Annotated in this window: 12 protein-coding genes; 6 read left to right on the top strand and 6 right to left on the bottom strand. The window is 41.3% G+C overall.

Going from position 1 to position 17,844, the window contains the following annotated elements; all coding sequences use genetic code 11:
• Positions 1-1,127 precede the first annotated feature (1,127 nt).
• Positions 1,128-2,273, top strand: a complete 1,146-nt coding sequence (locus tag H5186_RS16180; protein ID WP_182794682.1) for a PQQ-dependent sugar dehydrogenase — start codon at positions 1,128-1,130, stop codon at positions 2,271-2,273.
• A gap of 72 nt (positions 2,274-2,345) precedes the next feature.
• Here the strand turns inward: H5186_RS16180 and H5186_RS16175 are convergent, their stop codons facing one another.
• Positions 2,346-3,935, bottom strand: coding sequence for an RICIN domain-containing protein (locus tag H5186_RS16175; RefSeq protein WP_259398478.1), 1,590 nt, complete (start codon positions 3,933-3,935; stop codon positions 2,346-2,348).
• 404 nt (positions 3,936-4,339) lie between these two features.
• Here H5186_RS16175 and H5186_RS16170 point away from each other — a divergent pair, with 404 nt between their 5' ends.
• The 3 genes from H5186_RS16170 (at position 4,340) to H5186_RS23395 (ending at position 5,505) form a co-directional block, all read left to right on the top strand.
• Positions 4,340-4,789: a carboxymuconolactone decarboxylase family protein gene (locus H5186_RS16170; protein WP_182718015.1), complete on the top strand. Its 450-nt coding sequence runs from the start codon at positions 4,340-4,342 to the stop codon at positions 4,787-4,789.
• Positions 4,790-4,959: 170 nt separating this feature from the next.
• A complete protein-coding gene (locus tag H5186_RS16165; protein ID WP_182794681.1) occupies positions 4,960-5,190 on the top strand; it encodes a hypothetical protein in 231 nt (76 codons plus the stop codon).
• A 3-nt stretch (positions 5,191-5,193) separates the two neighbouring features.
• Positions 5,194-5,505: a helix-turn-helix domain-containing protein gene (locus H5186_RS23395; protein ID WP_182761018.1), complete on the top strand. Its 312-nt coding sequence runs from the start codon at positions 5,194-5,196 to the stop codon at positions 5,503-5,505.
• A 67-nt stretch (positions 5,506-5,572) separates the two neighbouring features.
• Here the strand turns inward: H5186_RS23395 and H5186_RS16155 are convergent, their stop codons facing one another.
• Both H5186_RS16155 and pbp4b read right to left on the bottom strand, forming a co-directional pair.
• Entirely contained in the window at positions 5,573-6,949 is a 1,377-nt protein-coding gene (locus tag H5186_RS16155; RefSeq protein ID WP_182718013.1) for a Na+/H+ antiporter NhaC family protein, read from the bottom strand.
• A 150-nt stretch (positions 6,950-7,099) separates the two neighbouring features.
• On the bottom strand, positions 7,100-9,547 hold the full coding sequence (gene pbp4b, locus H5186_RS16150) for a penicillin binding protein PBP4B (protein WP_182794680.1): 2,448 nt from the start codon (positions 9,545-9,547) through the stop codon (positions 7,100-7,102).
• Between the two features lie 486 nt (positions 9,548-10,033).
• On the opposite strand from pbp4b, the gene H5186_RS16145 reads away from it, so the two are divergent.
• Complete coding sequence (locus H5186_RS16145; RefSeq protein ID WP_145240869.1) at positions 10,034-10,879, top strand: MurR/RpiR family transcriptional regulator; 846 nt, start codon at positions 10,034-10,036, stop codon at positions 10,877-10,879.
• Positions 10,880-11,390: 511 nt separating this feature from the next.
• Positions 11,391-14,432 carry a TonB-dependent receptor gene (locus tag H5186_RS16140; RefSeq protein WP_182739905.1) on the top strand — a complete coding sequence of 1,014 codons (3,042 nt, stop codon included), beginning with the start codon at positions 11,391-11,393 and terminating at the stop codon, positions 14,430-14,432.
• 381 nt (positions 14,433-14,813) lie between these two features.
• Here H5186_RS16140 and H5186_RS16135 read toward each other — a convergent pair whose 3' ends face one another.
• Genes H5186_RS16135 through H5186_RS16125 form a run of 3 tightly spaced genes read right to left on the bottom strand, consistent with a single transcriptional unit; the run spans position 14,814 to position 17,842 of the window.
• Positions 14,814-16,004, bottom strand: a complete 1,191-nt coding sequence (locus H5186_RS16135) for an exo-beta-N-acetylmuramidase NamZ domain-containing protein (RefSeq protein ID WP_182794679.1) — start codon at positions 16,002-16,004, stop codon at positions 14,814-14,816.
• Positions 16,005-16,940, bottom strand: coding sequence for an N-acetylmuramic acid 6-phosphate etherase (gene murQ / locus H5186_RS16130; protein ID WP_145240861.1), 936 nt, complete (start codon positions 16,938-16,940; stop codon positions 16,005-16,007).
• Complete coding sequence (locus tag H5186_RS16125; RefSeq protein ID WP_182794678.1) at positions 16,937-17,842, bottom strand: BadF/BadG/BcrA/BcrD ATPase family protein; 906 nt, start codon at positions 17,840-17,842, stop codon at positions 16,937-16,939. Before H5186_RS16125 ends, murQ begins: the two co-directional genes overlap by 4 nt.
• Positions 17,843-17,844: the final 2 nt, after the last annotated feature.

Genomic DNA, 17,844 nt, shown 5'->3' with positions numbered 1-17,844 from the left:
CATCAATTACGCATTGAAGGATTAAGCGTGATGCTCGGGGCGCCGAGGGGTTCCAAGGGGCGACCGGCGGCAGCCGCCCCTTGGTTGCTGCCAGCAATCTGGCAAAAAACATTGAATAAGGTTTCTTTAAACAGTTAGCGAGTTTGAAAGCGACAAGTTAGCAAGCCATGACCAAAAGTTACACGCGCCAGCAAGCTCAGCGCCTACGGTGGTTAACCCTTACATTGGAGTTAAACCCTTCGTGGCTGAAGCCATCTCCTACAACCAATATTTAAGCTCTGTGCAGCGAAGCGCCTCTGTGCTCTCGGTGGTGAACTTATCACTGGTGTTAAACCCTTCGTGGCTAAAGCCATCTCCTACATCCACTATTTAACCTCTGTGTAGCGAAGCGCCTCTGTGCTCTCGGTGGTGATATTCACTTTCTCGCCCTAAAGGGCGACCTACAATTTAAACGCCCCCATTGGTTTTATCGTTGCACTTTAGCCAACCAAACCTCGCGCGCCAGCAAGCTTAGCGCCTACGGTGGTTAACTTATCACTGCTGTTAAACCCTTCGTGGCTAAAGCCATCTCCTACATCCACTATTTAACCTCTGTGCAGCGCGAAGCGCCTCTGTGCCCTCCATGGTGAAATTCACTTTTTCGCCCTAAAGGGCGACCTACAATTTAAACGTCCCCATTGGTTTTATCGTTGCACTTTAGCCAACCAAACCTCGCGCGCCAGCAAGCTTGGCGCCTACGCAGGTTAACTTATCACTGCTGTTAAACCCTTCGTGGCTAAAGCCTGCTCCTACTTCCAATATTTAACCTCTGTGCAGCGCGAAGCGCCTTTGTGCTCTCGGTGGTGATATTCACTTTTTCGCCCTAAAGGACGACCTACAATATAAAGTGGCTAGGTTCTAGGAAGTGACTAGGTACTAGGATTGTGCCGTAGCTCGTCGCCCGCCGCACGAAGCCATCATTTTTTATTCGTAGCTTAAGCTATCTCCTACGACGAAACTTGAAACAGCAATAACTCGACTTTTATCCCGCTTTTTCTACTAATAGTCGCACTTTAGTAAATGTTAATAACAATTAAACTATTAACACGCTACTCTATTTACATCGTGTTTAAAAAATTGGAGTCATCATGAAGACGTCTTTTTACACCAGTTTAGCTATTGCTATGGTCAGTTTATCTACCTTGCAGGCGTGTGTGCAGCAAGCGGAACAAGAAATCTCTGTCGCTAAAAGCGCTGATAAGTATCAGCTTGAATTAGTTGCTCAAGGGGTAAATATTCCTTGGGGAATGGCGTGGCTTAACGAGCAAGATTTATTAGTAACAGACCGCGCTGGTGAGCTTAGGCTAATTCGTAATGGCAAACTGCTAGAACAAAAAATTGCAGGGCTGCCTAACATGCATGCGGAAGGTCAAGGCGGCTTATTAGATATCGAGCTTGATCCTAACTTTAAAGACAATGGCTGGATCTACTTTTCTTACTCAGGTTATGAAGGCGATGAAGAAGGCTACAATACATCCATTATGCGTGCGCGCTTAAAAGATATGGCACTAGTCGACTCGCAGCTGCTGTTCGACGGCACGCCAAACACCACAACCAGCAAACATTACGGCTCGCGTATTGAATTTGATAAAGACGGTTACTTGTACTTTTCGATTGGTGATCGCGGCGCGCGTGATGTTCACTCACAAAGCTTAGAGTATGATGCAGGAAAAATTCACCGCATTAATGCTGATGGCACAATCCCTAAGTCAAACCCGTTTGTTAATCAGCCAAACGCACGAAAGAGTATATACTCTTATGGCCACAGAAACCCACAAGGCATGGCTATGCATCCAGAAACGGGGGCAATTTGGAGTCATGAACATGGCCCTCGCGGCGGTGATGAAATCAATATTATTAAAGCAGGCGCTAACTACGGTTGGCCAGAAGTAACTCACGGCATTAATTACATTGGTACCAAAATTACTGATGAAACAAGCCGCGAAGGTATGCAACAACCCGATTGGGTGTGGGTGCCCTCTATCGCGCCTTCTGGGATGGAGTTTGTTACAAGTAGCAAATACCCGCAGTGGCAAGGTCATGTGCTTGTTGGCGCTATGAAGTTTGCACACTTAGTATTGGTTGAACTTGATGGTAATAAAGTAACGGGTCACAGCAAGCTATTTGAAGGTGCTGGCCGCGTGCGCAGTATTGCAACCCACCCTAATGGCGATTTATATCTGGGTATTGATGGTATGGGAATTTACCGCATCGTGCCTGATGGTAAAATCTAACGCGTAATACAAGCAATGTGATGAAGCCCTCTAAATTGAGGGCTTTTTGCATTTTTAGGTGGTTTGGGTGTATTACTGCGGCCCTGTACCGCCATCAACTTGACTGCCTAAGCTATTGGCATTGTCTAAACTGTATGGGTATAACTGAATATCGTTAAAGATGTTAGCCCCATTGTCGCGATATTGATCGGTTGCTGACACACCAGTATACACATTTCCTGACGCGCTAAAGTAGCCTGAGCCTTGGTTCCAATGTGGTTTTGCACTGTTTTCAAAGTAATTGTTTTCTACTAATACTTCAGCGCCATTACCTGCACTAATTGCAAAATAAGTAATGTTTTTCCAATAGTTATTAAACATATGAACGCGTGAATTGTAGCCGTCTACTTTAGGGTTGCGCCCTGCCGCTGTATCCCAAAAGTTATGATGTGCCGTTATTTGGGAGTTTTTGAATAAATGCGTATACCAATGCTGGTTAGCACACACTTGCGTATTATAACCATAAAAGCGGTTCCAGCTTAAAGTGACATTTTGGCTATTGCCAATATCAATATAACCGTCACTAATTTTATTAAACGCCATATGATCAATCCAGATGTGGCTACTGTCATCAACAGAAATAGCATCACCGGCTTCAACTAATGCAGGGTTAATATCTTCAAGTAAAATATTACGTATGATGATATTACGATCATTACTGATCACTAAGCTTGTGCCGATGATTTTTGAGTTTTTCCCTAATCCTTCAAGGGTTTTATTTGAGCGAACACGAAGACGAGAGTCATTACGTGTAACGTTAACCGTGTTGTTGGAGCTGCTACCTAATTCACTACAACTTTGGTTACCAACCGGTAAGCGATACCAGGTTTTACCGTAATCGCCCCATGTGCCACAATCGAGTGGACATGCTGCAACAGTTCGGTTTGCCGTATGGCAGTTAATCGTTGTATTGTTAGGAACTTGAATAACCGCAGTTGATATTGAGTTTAATGCGGCTGTTAACGCACTGCAGCTAGTTACAATAGTAGGAGATACATTACCGCCGCCGGTTGTAGTTGCAAGGCCATCATTACCTGGTTGTGCTGCAAAACCAATTAAACCAGCTGTTGTTTGACCGCCACCACTACTGCTACCACAACTACCTGAAACAGGGTTGATATACCAGCGCTGTGAACTGCCACCCGCATCATCATTTTGATACACATTGGCACCGTTTTGCGAACCCGCCACAGTTAATGACTTTTGCGTAAGTTTATTAACAATATTAAAGCCACCCGATGAAGACACCTTCAGCTGCCAGCGCTGATTATCACCTTGCCAATCGTCATACACCACAATATTAGCGCCATTAGACTGTGACGAATTGAGTACATCAAGTACTTGGTTATTATGTTGCGAACGAATAGTCCAGTAACCATCACTGCCTTTAGTGAAAGCAAACTTCTGGTTTGCACCACCCCAATATTGATAGCTAATTACATCCGGTGCGCCACTAGTATCAGACGTATTTACATCTAATGCCAAGCTAGAGCCACGGTTAATTACAGAGTAAATCCCACCTGAGGTGGGCATAGTTGTACAATTTTCTGCCAATGTAGCAAAGCTACAAGTAGATAACAGAAGTAAAAACAAAGTCTTTTGCCGTTGTATCAGTGTTGTCATAACGCTCATTCTTTTGCTCCAATTTATGCCATTCCTTGAATGGTGTTTTGTAAAATGCGAATCCTGCACTTAAGTACAAACGGTTAATAATTATCGTTTGCGCACTTATATTAGGATCATTTATATTACAAATAAAGTTAATTGTTAAATAAAAGTAAATTAACGTCATTGTCGATGTGAGCTTTTTAAAGCTTAAGAGCTAAATTAGTATTGAAATTCGCTAATTTAGGGTGTAAATATAATATATCAGCGACTTATACCGTTTTATTATTGTGTAATAGTATGATAAGTCTTTAGCGAGGTACGACTACACTAAAAACAAATCAAAAAGTCGTTTTTTTACAATTCTTTTTATTTATCCGTCAATAAACTAGCTAGTAGTTATTTATCGATTTGGAACTATTATGAAAAGAGCGAATTACTTTAATATCGAACCCGAGTTAATGACCTACTTGATTGATCAAGAAGTACTGATCAAACAGAAAGTCGAGGCTACCTTTGGAGTGACAATTTGGGAGCTGCTAAAACTAAGAGCGTCACAGTTAAACCAATGCGCGTATTGTTTAGCCATGCATAGCAAACAAGCACTGGAGTATGGCGAGAGCATTAACCGCATTATTGCCCTCAATGCGTGGCAAGACACGCCACTTTATAACGATAAAGAACGTGCTGCATTAGCGCTTTGCGAGAAGTTGACTTTGTCACAGAACATTGATGATGACTTTTACCAAACACTTTCAGCATTATTTGATCAATCAAGTTTAGTTACCCTCACCGTAGCAATTAATGCTATAAATAGCTGGAATCGTATGGTGAAAATGTTTAAACCGACAGTCGAGTTTAATGAACGATAAACTATTTACAGCCCAACGGGCGATATCGCTGATTATGTACAAGCAGTTTGGTTTGCAAGCGCCCAATCTTCAGGGGAGAGTTGGCTCCCCTGCGATGGCGCAAAAGGCGTTATATTTTTGCTATCTGGGCGTCTTAATTTAGCTGGAAAACCATTAAATTCCCCTATTTCATGCAAACCATATCAACACAGTCAGCAAAAATAACGTTTACTGCTGACTCCGTTTTTTGTGGGATCCGGTTTAAACCCGCTGGACTTGCCCATTTACAAAAGGTAAATCATTCGCTTGTGGCGCCTGCAACCTTAACAGGTTTAGCACAGGCGCTTGACCAATATGCTAACTTAGATTCGTTTATTGATTTGTTGTCGGCGCACCTCAATGCACCAAAAATACACCATTAGGCTATTGAGCACACACAAAAACTGATCCATAAAATAATCAATCTTACCCCACTAAGTACTGCTTACGAGCACCCCCCTAAAGGTAAGCGGCAATTAGAGCGCTACGTTAAAAACACCTGTGGCATCACTGCCAAACACCTAGCACGTATTTACAGAGTCAGGCAAGCCAGACAACTTATAAAAGCAAACCCACAGCTAAGCTTGGCACAACTCGCCCTTGAGTGCGGGTTTTCCGATCAATCTCACCTAAACAATGAGTTCAACGCTATTTTACAAATACCCCCTGCCAAATATAAAAAGTTAATTCAGCAATAAAAAAGCCTGCAAATTTGCAGGCTTTTCGCTGACTAGCTAACTTTACTCTCGCAAGCTCGCTAACTCTTTACAACACAATAATGCTCGTAACTAGGTAAGCAACAAACGTTAAGCCACCCGCGAATAATGCATACGGCATTTGCGTTTTAACGTGAGTAAGTAAGTCACAGCCTGAGGCAATTGCCGACACCGCACTGGTATCTGATATTGGCGAGCAATGATCGCCAAATACGCCGCCCCCTAAAATTGCCGCAATCACTAATGACGGCGGTAAACCAAGCGCTTGAATTAATGGCACACCAATCGGGATAAGTATTGCAAATGTACCCCATGAGGTGCCTGTTGTGAAAGAGATCACCGCACCGGTTACAAACAACACTGGTACGACTAAGTAAATAGGTAAGTAATCACCCACTAAGCCCGCAACAAAAGTGCCAGTACCTAAATCTTTTAAACTGGCGCCGAGAGTCAATGATAGTAATACAATCGCGACTAAGGGTAATAACTCACCCATGCCTTTAAAGCCAATATCAACCAGTTTATGGTGAGTAAATTGACGAGAGCTTACCATTAATAAGTAGGCGACAACGCAAGCTAAAATAGTTGCATACAATACCGACTTAGAGCCACTGCCGCTGGCAATATCACCATTACCTGACCAATACATAAAGCCGACCATACTACCAATTAATGTAATTAGTGGTACTAACATGTAACGTGCTTTAGTCCCTTTGACTTCTTCTTGCAGCTCAGTTTTTTGATATTCCACTTGCTCTTCAGCCTTTTTAAGCGGGCCGTGCACTTTATCAAACGAGATTGTGTAAAACACAATGAGTAAGGTGATGATGGCGTAAAAGTTATAGCCTATGCTGCCCCATAACACCGAGACTGCCGACTCTGACAGTTCATAATTACCAAGCAAGCCAAGTATGTATGCCCCCCAACCATTAAGTAAAATCAAAATACACACAGGAGCACTGGTACTATCAATAATGTATGCTAAGCGAGCACGGCTCATTTTAAATTTATCGAATAAACCCCGCGATAAAATACCCGCAGTCAGTACACTTAAGTTAGATTCTATAAACACCGCAATACCTGAAAACATGGTTAAATAACCCACTTGGCGTTTGCTCTTTGCCACACCTTTGTTCATCAACACATTTACCGTTGCAGCAACACCGCCCGATTCGCGTATGTAAGCAAGTAATGCACCGATTAAGATACTAAAAATTAGGATACGACTATTACCTGGCGAACTTGCTACGCTCACCACGCGCTCTATGGTATTTATAAATGTATTAAAAAGTGTATTACCGTTACCTTGCAAGGCCAGCAAAAACTCTGAAGAAGCAACAGCGACAAGTAGCGCCATAATGACTTCTTTGCGCCAAAATACGATCAAAATCGCAATTAGTGGCGGTAAAATTGAATACCAAGACATACTGTAACCTTTTTTGTGGTGAGTCTATGACTCACTCTAATTATTATCAGGCCTTTGTTGTAAAGGCTGGAACAAACTCATTAGCTTAATCTGTTCGTCAATAAACACAACTTAAATCGATTAGCGATAAGCTGAACACTGCCATTTAGATCAATGCTTATTTAATATTGCTTCATAAATTAGCGAAACAATTGAGCCATATTTACCGGTTTCAAACTTTCTCCCCATAAATTCATAATCTGTTTCATTCCCTTCAATCGGGGTATGGCGAGCATTGCTAAGCAAAATTATCGCCAAGTCATAAGCGGGATCAATCACAGTAACCGTGCCCGTCCAGCCAGTGTGACCATACGCTTGTGGGCTCGCGTACGGGCCAAAATGCCATTGTAAAGCACCGTTACCGGCACGACGCCAACCTAAACCATAACTTTCATCGCTGGCTTGCGGGGCAATGAATTGCTCTAATACTTGCGGGGTAAATATTTGCTTATCACCATAGCCACCGCGATTCAGCAATAACTGCGCAAGCACAGCTAAGTCTTGACCTGTACTAAAAAGTCCTGCGTGACCTGCGACCCCACCTAAGGCATAAAATGCTTTTTCGTCATGTACTTGTCCTTGTAAAACGTCGGTACGAACATTATCAAAGCTGATCCGTCCGTCACGAGTGTTTCCCATTAACTCAGTGGCAGCTATTTGGTTTTTTATAAAGCCCTTTTGCAATGGATTATAAACGGTGTGGGTTAAACCAAGCGGTTGATAAATTTGCCCTTCAACATAATTATCCAGCGACTGCCCGGAAAGTCGCTCCACTAATACACCGAGTAACATGTAATCAATATCTGAATATAAATGTTTAACGCTACGACCCGCAACAAATGGCACGCCTGTCAGTAATAAGTTTTTAGTACGTAAGCTATTTTGTGAAAAGAATCGCTCACCAAACTTATTATCTTTACGATGAAAATCAACTACCGCTGGATAACCTGCACTGTGGGTCAGTAAATCTTTGACTAACCGCTGCTCACGGCCCGCCCCACGAAACTCAGGTAAGTAATAAAATAGCGGTTTTTCTACATCAACTTTACCTTCACTGGCTAATTTCATTAACGCTAAATTTGTGGCAAACATTTTTGAATTAGAGGCAATATCAAATAATGTATCGCTTTTCATCTGCTGTGGCTGCTCTAATAATGAGCCATCAGCAAGGTATTTTTTAGCATCTCCATAGTGGCTTAATTTAATTAACTTACCATCTTTGATCACTGCCAGTACGGCACCGGGAAATCCTGCCGCGACTTCTTCGTTGATCAATTTATCCACGTTATTAAACTGCACTGACTTTACGGGCTTAGTTACTAAAGTTGGGTAAGAAAAACGTAATGTTAAACTTGCTCCTTCAGGCTGCACATTTTCAACCTTGAACGTATTTGTGCCGTTGTGAGTCCGTTTAGATAAGCTGTATTTGTAGCTATTATTTGCCATAAGTGGCTGAGCAATATTTATTTTTTCACCATTGATAAAAATATCCGCGCTCGTTGCGGTGTTATTTTCAATGATAATTTCGCCTCGGCCTTTATAAGCTTTAAACGTGCCACGGTTATTAACTAGTGTCCGAGAACTTGGATTAGGATTTGGTACCTGCAACACAACCTGCGCATTTGCTAAAGGCTTAATAATCGGTTCTGGGGCAAGTTGCTGTTGTTGATATTGCAACATTAACTTAGCTGCTTTTTTCGGAAAGTACTTCTGCATCAAAGCAAACAATACCGCAGCGCTGCGCGCATCTGCATTACCGCTTACATGCCAAGGTAAAAAGTGCATTTGAAAGGCACTTAATGTATCAAGGGTTTGTGGATCAAGTTGATTAGTCACGTGTACATCATAACCATAACCACGTAACGCTTTTTGCATTAAACTAATGGATGGTTTAACTAAATTAAATTGCTGCCAATATTTATCAACCGTGTCACTGTCATACCATGCACCAATACCAGCTTGGTACAATTGATACCATGGAAAGCGCGGACCTGGATCGTTTTTTCGTGTAGGCGCTATATCGGAGTGCCCTACAACTTGAGTTGGGCCAATATCAGGGTTACGGGCTAAAATACCTTTACTGAGCTCAATCAATAACGCTATTTGTTTAGCGTCAAAATCGGGGAAAATACACAGTTTTGAGGCGTCATTTTCCATTTGCTCATCAGGTTTAACTTCGGGATAGTGACAGCTTGGTACGTTAACAATTTCGATACCAATTGATTGATCATTTAAATCTTCACGGCCTTGCCAAAAGCTTGTCCCGGCATGCCACGCCCTATCATGTTCATCAACTAGTTGAATTACTTTTAATTCATCCTCAGGGTAGCTAGGATCATTTAACTCTGGTAATAAATAATGAGCACTTAAACCACCTTCATCGACTAAAGCACGCATCGATTTTTCAAAATCAATAGCGGTGTAATGCATGACTAAAAACTTAACACGATGACTGTAATTGGCAGATTGTGTAAACTCGTAAGGTGTTGAAGCGCAACTAGTCAAAAGTGCGGCAGTTGTAACTAAACAAAGTTTTTTAAACCAAGATAAAAACGTCATAGCCTTCTCATTGCTGATCAAAGTAAATAAGCGCAATCCCAAAACCACGATTAGCGGTATGTGCTTTTAGTAAACAATACATTAAATAAACCCAGTTCTCATATTGTTATTATAGTTTGGACAACTCAATTTGAGTTGTATAAACCAAACCCTATCACAGTAAAATGATTTGTAAATAATTTATTTCAACAAGTAAATTAAATAAAGATATTTTATCTCACCATAAAAACAGTGCCCAAGCGACTAGCAAATAAATCTGTTAGTTCGCGCTATTGGTGTTGTAAAATTAGATAATTAAAACTATATTATTCCAATTATTCTTAAACAATATTCCAAAACTTAATTGCGGCTATTGGGAATAATTTATTTTTTGTACGCACAGGAACAAGAGTAAAAACTAAGATGGTTACATTTGAACCTAGAATAAGTACAAATTTATTTCGATTAATGCTATAAATACGCCAAATATAAAAATAAGCGGGTAGTATGTCTACATTTGTAAAAATTAAAGCCTTACGTCAGTCCCTATCGAGCAGCGAAGCTAAGCTAGCCGACTTCACATTGAACTCAGCTAATGCTATTCGTAATCTTTCGTCTGTAGAGCTGGCTAAAGTTGTCGGCGTGAGCCAGTCAAGCGTTGTAAAATTTTCGCAAAAACTGGGCTACAAAGGCTTTCCAGCATTTAAGCTGGCTGTCATTGATGCACTCAATGATGAAACATCAGAACCAAAACTGCATGGTAAAATCACCTTAAGTGATTCACTAGAGCAAATAGCAGAAAAGCTACTCAGTAGTAAACTTGCTGTGCTTACTGAAACAAAAAACCTCAATGAAGCGCTAGCCATTGAACAGGCTGTTAGCTTGTTAAAATCAGCTAAGCGAATTTTAATTTGTGGTTTAGGGGGCTCTGCCCTGGTGGCTAAAGACTTCTCTTATAAGCTGCAAAAGTTAGGTATGCCAGCAATAGCTGAACCTGATGGTCATGCGCAGCTCGCCTATGTATCAACCTTTGCAAAAGGCGACTTAGTTATTGCGATCAGTGAATCGGGTGTTACCAGAGAAATTGCTGAAGTGGTAAAGCAGGCTAAGAAGAACGACAGTTACGTGATCTCTGTCACTAAATTTGGTAGTAATCCTGTTGCTGATCAAGCCAATGTTAGGCTTTACTCTGTGGCAGAAGAAGAGTCAGTCCGTTTATCATCGATACTTGCCCGTACTGCGCAAGACTTTGTTATTGATATTCTATTTATCGCTTTAACGCAATCGAGTCGTCAAGGTCGTAAATTACTAGAGCATTCAAATGACGTTGTTGGTGAATTTAGAAATCACTAACCAACGACATCCTAAAGAATTAAGGCCACTATTGTGGCCTTTCTTATTATAAAAACCACTTTAACAACAGCCGTGCAATAATAACCTATCTCTCGTTTGCTAATTTATAAATTATTTCTTTATTCCATGCCAACCAAAATTTTTTAGTTCATAAACAATAATTATTATTGTAACTCCAACAGTATTGTTCCAACTCAATAAAAAATCCTCCTTCTTTAGAATGAAAAACACAAAAACATGTTATTTCAATACATTAAATATGAGTAACTGCGCTAAAAATCGCGAAAACACTCCCCCAGCCTTACGCTTATATTGACAAAAAATATAACGAAACCAGTTTTTATATATTTTATTTATAGATGCAAACAAAATAAGGAAGAATTTATTCTTGACCATTAATGGCAACGCATGTTTAATGGAATAGCAACAATTGATCAAAGTTTATAACTCTGTTTGGGGAATCAACAAAGTTCAGAGCGATAAGCTAATTATAATAAGGACGGGGAAAACAATGAAAAAACATGTACCAACCTTCACTATAAGCTCGTTAGCGCAGGCCACACATCGCGCTCTGCGAGTGCCAAAAACTGCAATAACCACCGCTATAATAGCTGCCTCGCTAGCAAGTGCTCCTGCATTCGCGAATTTAAACGGTAGCATTAAAGGTAAGGTAAAAACCGAGCAAGCAAACCAATCACTAGCGGGTATAACCATTACTGCACGTAGTAACGTCATGCCAAAAGCGCGTACGGTGGTAACCCGTGAAGATGGCAGTTATGATCTCCCGCAACTAAAACCAGGCACTTATGAGCTGACCTTTGAAGACAGCAGCGGCGTTACACAAACAATAACTGTTGATGTACTGCTAGAGCAAACCTCAAGTGCTAATGTTGTTCTTGGCGGTAAAAAAGATAATGTTGAAGTAATTACAGTGACAGGCAGTAAACTATTTCGCCAAGGTAAATCAGCACTCACAAACTCATTAGGTGAAGACGGAATTAATAATGTCCCTGTAGGTCAAGATTACCGAGACCTTTTAAAGCTTGTCCCTGGTATAGAACTTTCGGCAAATTCAACGTTGGGCCCATCAGCTGGTGGATCAGGTGTTGATAACTCATATGGCTTTGATGGTGTTAATGTGTCATTGCCGATGTATGGCAACTTAGCTTCAGAGCCATCAACACACGATGTTGCCTTTGTTACTATGGACAGAGGTGGTGCAAAAGCGGTTGGCTTTAACCGTTCTGGTGGCTTTTCAATTGACACAGTATCAAAATCTGGTACGGATGAGTTTCACGGTAATATAGAATACAAAATACAACCAAAAACCTTTGTTGCAACGCCAGTAGGTGAAGAGAGCTTTGAGCTTGATAAAAACTGGTTAACCGCAAGTTTAAGCGGTCCACTGATTGAAGATACATTATATTTTTATACCTCTTATTACCGTCCTGAAGAGACCAAAGCAAACAAAAACACAGCCTATGGCGAAGTAAAAGATTATGAGAGTATCCGCGACGAATACTTTGGTAAATTAACCTGGGCACCAACTGATGATATTTTGATAAATATCTCACAACGTACCTCAGATAAAGAAGTGAAAGGCGATTCGATTGGTGCTTACGAGATGGACACTGTATCTGTCGGCAGTAAAGCTGATCAAGATATCTTTACTTTAGATGGTTCATGGATCTTAGGATCAGCAACCACACTTTCGTTCCAATATAGTAAGTTTGAATTAGAAACAGGCTCACAACCTGATACACCATTGAGTGTAATCCCTTCTTTATCAAGCCAACTTGGTATTGATGACTTAGCTCAAATGGGTTATTTCTCTGTCCCAAGCTTAAGAAGTTATGACCCAGATGAAGGATTTAGCGAAGCACAAATCGCCGCATATAATGCTGGCGCAAATGCATTAATTAATACCTATGGCTATCTTGAAGACGCAGTGATGAAAGGCGGTGGTGGTGTTGGTGCATACGCAACTTATGACAATCAAAACTTTTATCGTGATTCCTTTGAAGTTAGTTTAGAACATGAACTTAGCTGGGGCGATGCATACCACATACTCCATTTTGGTGCAAAATGGGAAGAAGGCGAAGAGCAACTAACCAGACTCTCTAACGGTTGGGGTTCAATTGCATACATTGGTGGCTTAGTTGATGCTGATGCAAACACTGATGGTTTTGACCCTGCAAATGCTATCTACCGTGCTCGAGTCCAACAAATGAGTTTAGCAACGGCTGATGGCGCGCCTGTATCAGGCATTAACTCTGAAACACGCAGCCTAAACTTTGAAATTAACGATACTATAGAATTGGGTGATTGGACTTATAACTTAGGATTATTGGTCAGCCAAGACACTTGGTATGGTCAAGGCTTAAAAGCTAAATCTGGTACTATTTCTGGCTATGAAGTTGCTCCTGGTCACAAGTACCAAATGTACCAAACCAACTGGAAAGATATGCTGCAACCTCGTTTAGGTGCAACATGGACTTATTCTGACGAAGATTCCGTATTTGCAAACTTTGCGATTTATAATCCTGAAGCGAGTTCATTATCTCGCGCAGCATCATGGGATCGAAACACTCGTGCCGAAATTGAGTTATTACTAGATGAAGCTGGTAATATTTTATCATCTTCACCTAGAAATGGTTCATCTGGTAAAGTATTCCAAGATGATATGAAACCACGTCGTATTAACGAATTTACTATCGGAACCACTAAGTATGTTGGTTCTGACTTAGTATTACGTGCCCATGTTCGTCACCGTAAAGGCATGCACTTTTGGGAGGATATGCCAAACAATGCGCGTCTAACTGATTACTCAGGTGTTGATGCCGAAGGTGTACCGCAACACATTGCAGATAAAGGCTTATATGTAGCTAACTTAGCTGATATTCGCGACGAAATTGGTGGTTCATCGTATGTAATTGCAGAGGTTGATGGCGGCGAAACCAAATACTGGGAAGCGAGTATTGAAGCCGAATACTTGGGTGAGAATAGCTACGTAAACGCTTCATATGTGTGGAGTCACTACTATGGCAACTTTGACCAAGATAACACCACAACAAGCAATGATGCGAATAACTTTATTGGTTCATCTTATTATGGTGATGGTCGCGGTCGTTACCCTTGGGATAATCGCTATGGCACACTCTCAGGTGATAAACCTCACCTGTTAAAAGTATACGGTTACTATACTCTTCCTTGGGAAGCTAACTTAGGGGCGTACTTCGTATTCCAATCAGGTAAAGCATGGGAAGCATGGGATGGAACAACATACGGATACCCTACAAGCCATATTAGCCGCTATGCAGAGTCTGCTGGTAGTCGTCGCACTGCTAGCCATTGGCAACTTGACTTAAACTATACGCAAGACTTTAAGTTCTCTGGTGATATGGAACTACAATTTCGTGCAGATCTCTTCAATGTATTTAATCGTCAAACAGGTTATAACAAAAACCCGTATGTACTTGAAGAGAAGTTTGGTGAATCGCGTAGCTACTACAATCCACGTAGCTTACAGTTATCAGTTAACTTCAAGTTTTAATCTTATGGATTAAAGTAAGCGCTCAATGGGCGCTTATTTCCCCATCCATGGTAAGGCCACAATTGTGGCCTTTTTTAATGCCCTTTTTAATGACTAATAACTCAAATCATCCCAATACAAAACAAATACCTTATTTGCTTTTAACCCACCTTGTGGCAAAGTTAAAATGCAGGTCGCGGTTTATCCCAACATGTAGGCAAAGGTTTAACGTTATTGTCGCGAGGTAAACTCGCTGCTACAAATACCCCCACTAATTGTAGTGGTTCATTTATGGAGACTATTTTTACTGTTTTGAGATTGACGCTAAAACAAGACAACATTAATTGAAAACTAAAAACGCAGCCTAAGCTGCGTTTTAAAGTTTTATAAATAAAAATAGTCTTATTGATATAACAAATATGCTGCGCGTTGCTGTTTAAAGCGAGCTAGATCTTGTTGCCAGCTTTGTTTGATTTGCAGCTCTGTTTGGCCGGCTTCGATAGCTAAACGCAGCTTATCAGTGCCTGCAAGTTTATCCATAAAGCCAGCACGTTCAAAGAACGTTTGCTCGTTTTGCATTAAAGTTTTGTAGGCTGTAATAAATAAACTTAAATCTAGTCCTTTGATTGTACTGTCTCGTAAATCAAGACCTTGCACCTCTATCCCTTTAAATTTAGGGTTCATTGATGCTCCCTCAATAGCACGCGGAGTGAAACTAAACTCCCCTAACGCAATCGGTGAATAACCTATCACTTGAAATGGAAAGTCTGTACCACGGCCAATTGTAATTGGTGTTGCTTCAAAAAAGCATAATGATGGATACAATGCAATTGACTGATCATTTGGTAAATTAGGGCTTGGCTGAACAGGTAAACTATACGTCATATCGCGGCGATAATGCGCCACAGGCACAACCGTCAAGTTTAGTGACGAAGCTTTATTTATCCACCCTTCACCTTTGATCATTTTTGCCAGCTCGCCCACTGTCATACCATGTAATACAGGAATTTCATGCATGCCAACGAAAGACTGAAATTTTAAATCTAAAACTGGCCCATCAACATAAGCAATATTTGGGTTTGGCCTATCAAGTACAATAAAATCAATGTTATTCTCAGCAGCAGCTTCCATCATGTAATGCATTGAGCTGATATAAGTGTAAAAACGCACACCAACATCTTGAATATCAAAAATAATCACGTCTAATTCGCTTAATACAGCGGTATCTGGCTTTTTATTACTGCCATAAATAGACACCACATCAATACCGGTCTTTGCATCCACCGTACTTTTTACATGCGCGCCGGCATCGTGGTCGCCACGAAAACCATGTTCAGGGGCAAATATTTTAGTAACATTCACGCCTTTTTCACGCAGTAAGTCGACTATATGGGTGCCATAAACTTGTGAAGTTTGATTAACGACTAAGCCAACTCGTTTGCCCTCAAGTTGTGGTAGGTACTGCTGATATTGTAAAGCGCCAACACTTAAATTTACTTGCGGTGTATCAGTTAAGATTGCATCGTCAGTGCTGTTGTGGGCGCATGCGCTCAAAATTAGGCATTGTAATATAACCAATAATCTAATTAACATTTATAGTTCCACCGCTTTTCGTAAAAAACCATCCGCTTGGGTTAACATTTGCTCAGCTTGGGCGGCATCTTTGCCTGTTAAGATGATTAAAATAGCCAATTTAGCACTTTGTTTTGCTTGGGCAAGCGCATCGACTCCTTGCTGATGAGTGCAATCGGTTGCTTGCATTACGATGCGGATCGCACGAGCATGCAGCTTTTCATTGCTGGCATTCACATCAACCATCAAGTTTTTATAGACCTTACCAGTGCGGATCATACTGGCTGTGCTGAGCATATTTAATACTAACTTTTGTGCAGTACCCGATTTCATGCGTGTTGAACCTGTTACTGCTTCAGCGCCAACTACTGGGCAAATGCCAATATCAGGTAGTTTCATTACCGCGGAGTTAGGATTACAGGTTACTCCAACGGTGATACATCCTATTGATTTTGCATACTCAATGGCTGCTCGCACATAAGGTGTACGGCCACTAGCGGCAATCCCTACCACGACATCTTTAGCTTGTAGATTAACGGCTTTAAGATCTTCTACGCCTAATTTTAAGCTATCTTCGGCACCTTCAACTGCTTTTTTAAAAGCCGTTTCGCCACCCGCAATTATTCCCATTACTTGTTGATCGCTGACACTGTAAGTTGGCGCGCATTCCACAGCATCTAAAATACCTAAGCGACCACTGGTGCCGGCACCAATATAAATTAAACGACCGCCTTGCTTAAATGCCGTTACAATATGATCGACCGCTTTGGCTATCTCTGGGATCACTAACTTTACAGCAGCGGCAACTTTTTGATCTTCCAAATTTATTTTGGTTAAAATTTCGCGACTATCGAGTAAATCTATATCCAACGTATCTAAGTTTTGTCCTTCTGACACAATCCCGTTCAGCTCTTCTAAAAGTGCACGCTGCTGATTAAAATTAGACTCAGGGCTCATTGTGTAATCCTTGTGTATTCAATTTGTTTAATGCGGTCGCTGGCTAAAATCACCGCACCGGCTAACGAATCCCCTTGACGGGGAGATAAATTCAGTTGTGTATTTTCATTTAATAATGCAATGGTTACGTCCGCTAAACCGCCAATAATTATGACTGGTAACTGGCTCTGACCACGACATTTTTCAATCAATCTCTCGACTTGTCGAACATGCTCACTAAGCACCGTATCGGCTATTATACACTGTGTTTTTAAACTAAAGATTAAAGGGCTAAAACGCGCATAATCTAACGCTTTGGCCTTCATTAACCAACTTGATATTTGTTCTCGCTCACGGCCAACTTGTTCACTCAGCTGTTGCGTTAGCAGGCTTTTAGGTTGCTCAAAGCGGTCTATTTCATCTAACAAGCATTGCACAGCACTTAACCCTAAGCGCGCACCACCGCCAAAATCATCAACCGAAAAACCCCAGCCGCCAATTAATTTTGTTCCTCCATCAGCGGATAATCTTGCTGCTACAGCGCCCGTTCCTAACGCTAACATTGCAACTGGCTGACCTAGATTTGCACCATATAATGAGGTGATTGCATCACTTACAATACTCAATTGCGCAAATTTAATATCACAGTCTAGCTGTAAGCTTGCAGTTACTCGCTCAGCCAGCACTTTAGACGAGCCGCCCGCAAGTCCCATTACCGCCAAAATTTGGCTATGCTTAGCGCCACTTTGTGCACATACGCTAGTGATCACTTGCTGTAAACTAGTAAGCGCCGTATTTAAATCGTTATAAACTGAGGCTGCACCAGCCTGCGCAGTAAATTCTTCAGCGCTATGTAAATTCACTAATTTCGCCAGCGTTTTGGTACCCCCGCCATCAATAGCTAGTATATAGTCAATGTTCATGC

The sequence above is a fragment of the Pseudoalteromonas sp. SG41-2 genome, from assembly GCF_014164535.1.
Taxonomy (GTDB): Bacteria; Pseudomonadota; Gammaproteobacteria; order Enterobacterales; family Alteromonadaceae; genus Pseudoalteromonas; species Pseudoalteromonas rhizosphaerae.
The sequence above is the reverse complement of the archived record's forward strand: the minus strand, read 5'-3'. Positions and strand labels throughout refer to the sequence as shown.

What these genes read in the sequence shown, in the direction of transcription:
- H5186_RS16180 (WP_182794682.1), top strand. Translation starts at nt 1,128, where the DNA reads ATGAAGACGTCTTTTTACACCAGTTTAGCTATTGCTATGGTCAGTTTA.
- H5186_RS16175 (WP_259398478.1), bottom strand. Translation starts at nt 3,935, where the DNA reads ATGACAACACTGATACAACGGCAAAAGACTTTGTTTTTACTTCTGTTA.
- H5186_RS16170 (WP_182718015.1), top strand. Translation starts at nt 4,340, where the DNA reads ATGAAAAGAGCGAATTACTTTAATATCGAACCCGAGTTAATGACCTAC.
- H5186_RS16165 (WP_182794681.1), top strand. Translation starts at nt 4,960, where the DNA reads ATGCAAACCATATCAACACAGTCAGCAAAAATAACGTTTACTGCTGAC.
- H5186_RS16155 (WP_182718013.1), bottom strand. Translation starts at nt 6,949, where the DNA reads ATGTCTTGGTATTCAATTTTACCGCCACTAATTGCGATTTTGATCGTA.
- pbp4b (WP_182794680.1), bottom strand. Translation starts at nt 9,547, where the DNA reads ATGACGTTTTTATCTTGGTTTAAAAAACTTTGTTTAGTTACAACTGCC.
- H5186_RS16145 (WP_145240869.1), top strand. Translation starts at nt 10,034, where the DNA reads ATGTCTACATTTGTAAAAATTAAAGCCTTACGTCAGTCCCTATCGAGC.
- H5186_RS16140 (WP_182739905.1), top strand. Translation starts at nt 11,391, where the DNA reads ATGAAAAAACATGTACCAACCTTCACTATAAGCTCGTTAGCGCAGGCC.
- H5186_RS16135 (WP_182794679.1), bottom strand. Translation starts at nt 16,004, where the DNA reads ATGTTAATTAGATTATTGGTTATATTACAATGCCTAATTTTGAGCGCA.
- murQ (WP_145240861.1), bottom strand. Translation starts at nt 16,940, where the DNA reads ATGAGCCCTGAGTCTAATTTTAATCAGCAGCGTGCACTTTTAGAAGAG.
- H5186_RS16125 (WP_182794678.1), bottom strand. Translation starts at nt 17,842, where the DNA reads ATGAACATTGACTATATACTAGCTATTGATGGCGGGGGTACCAAAACG.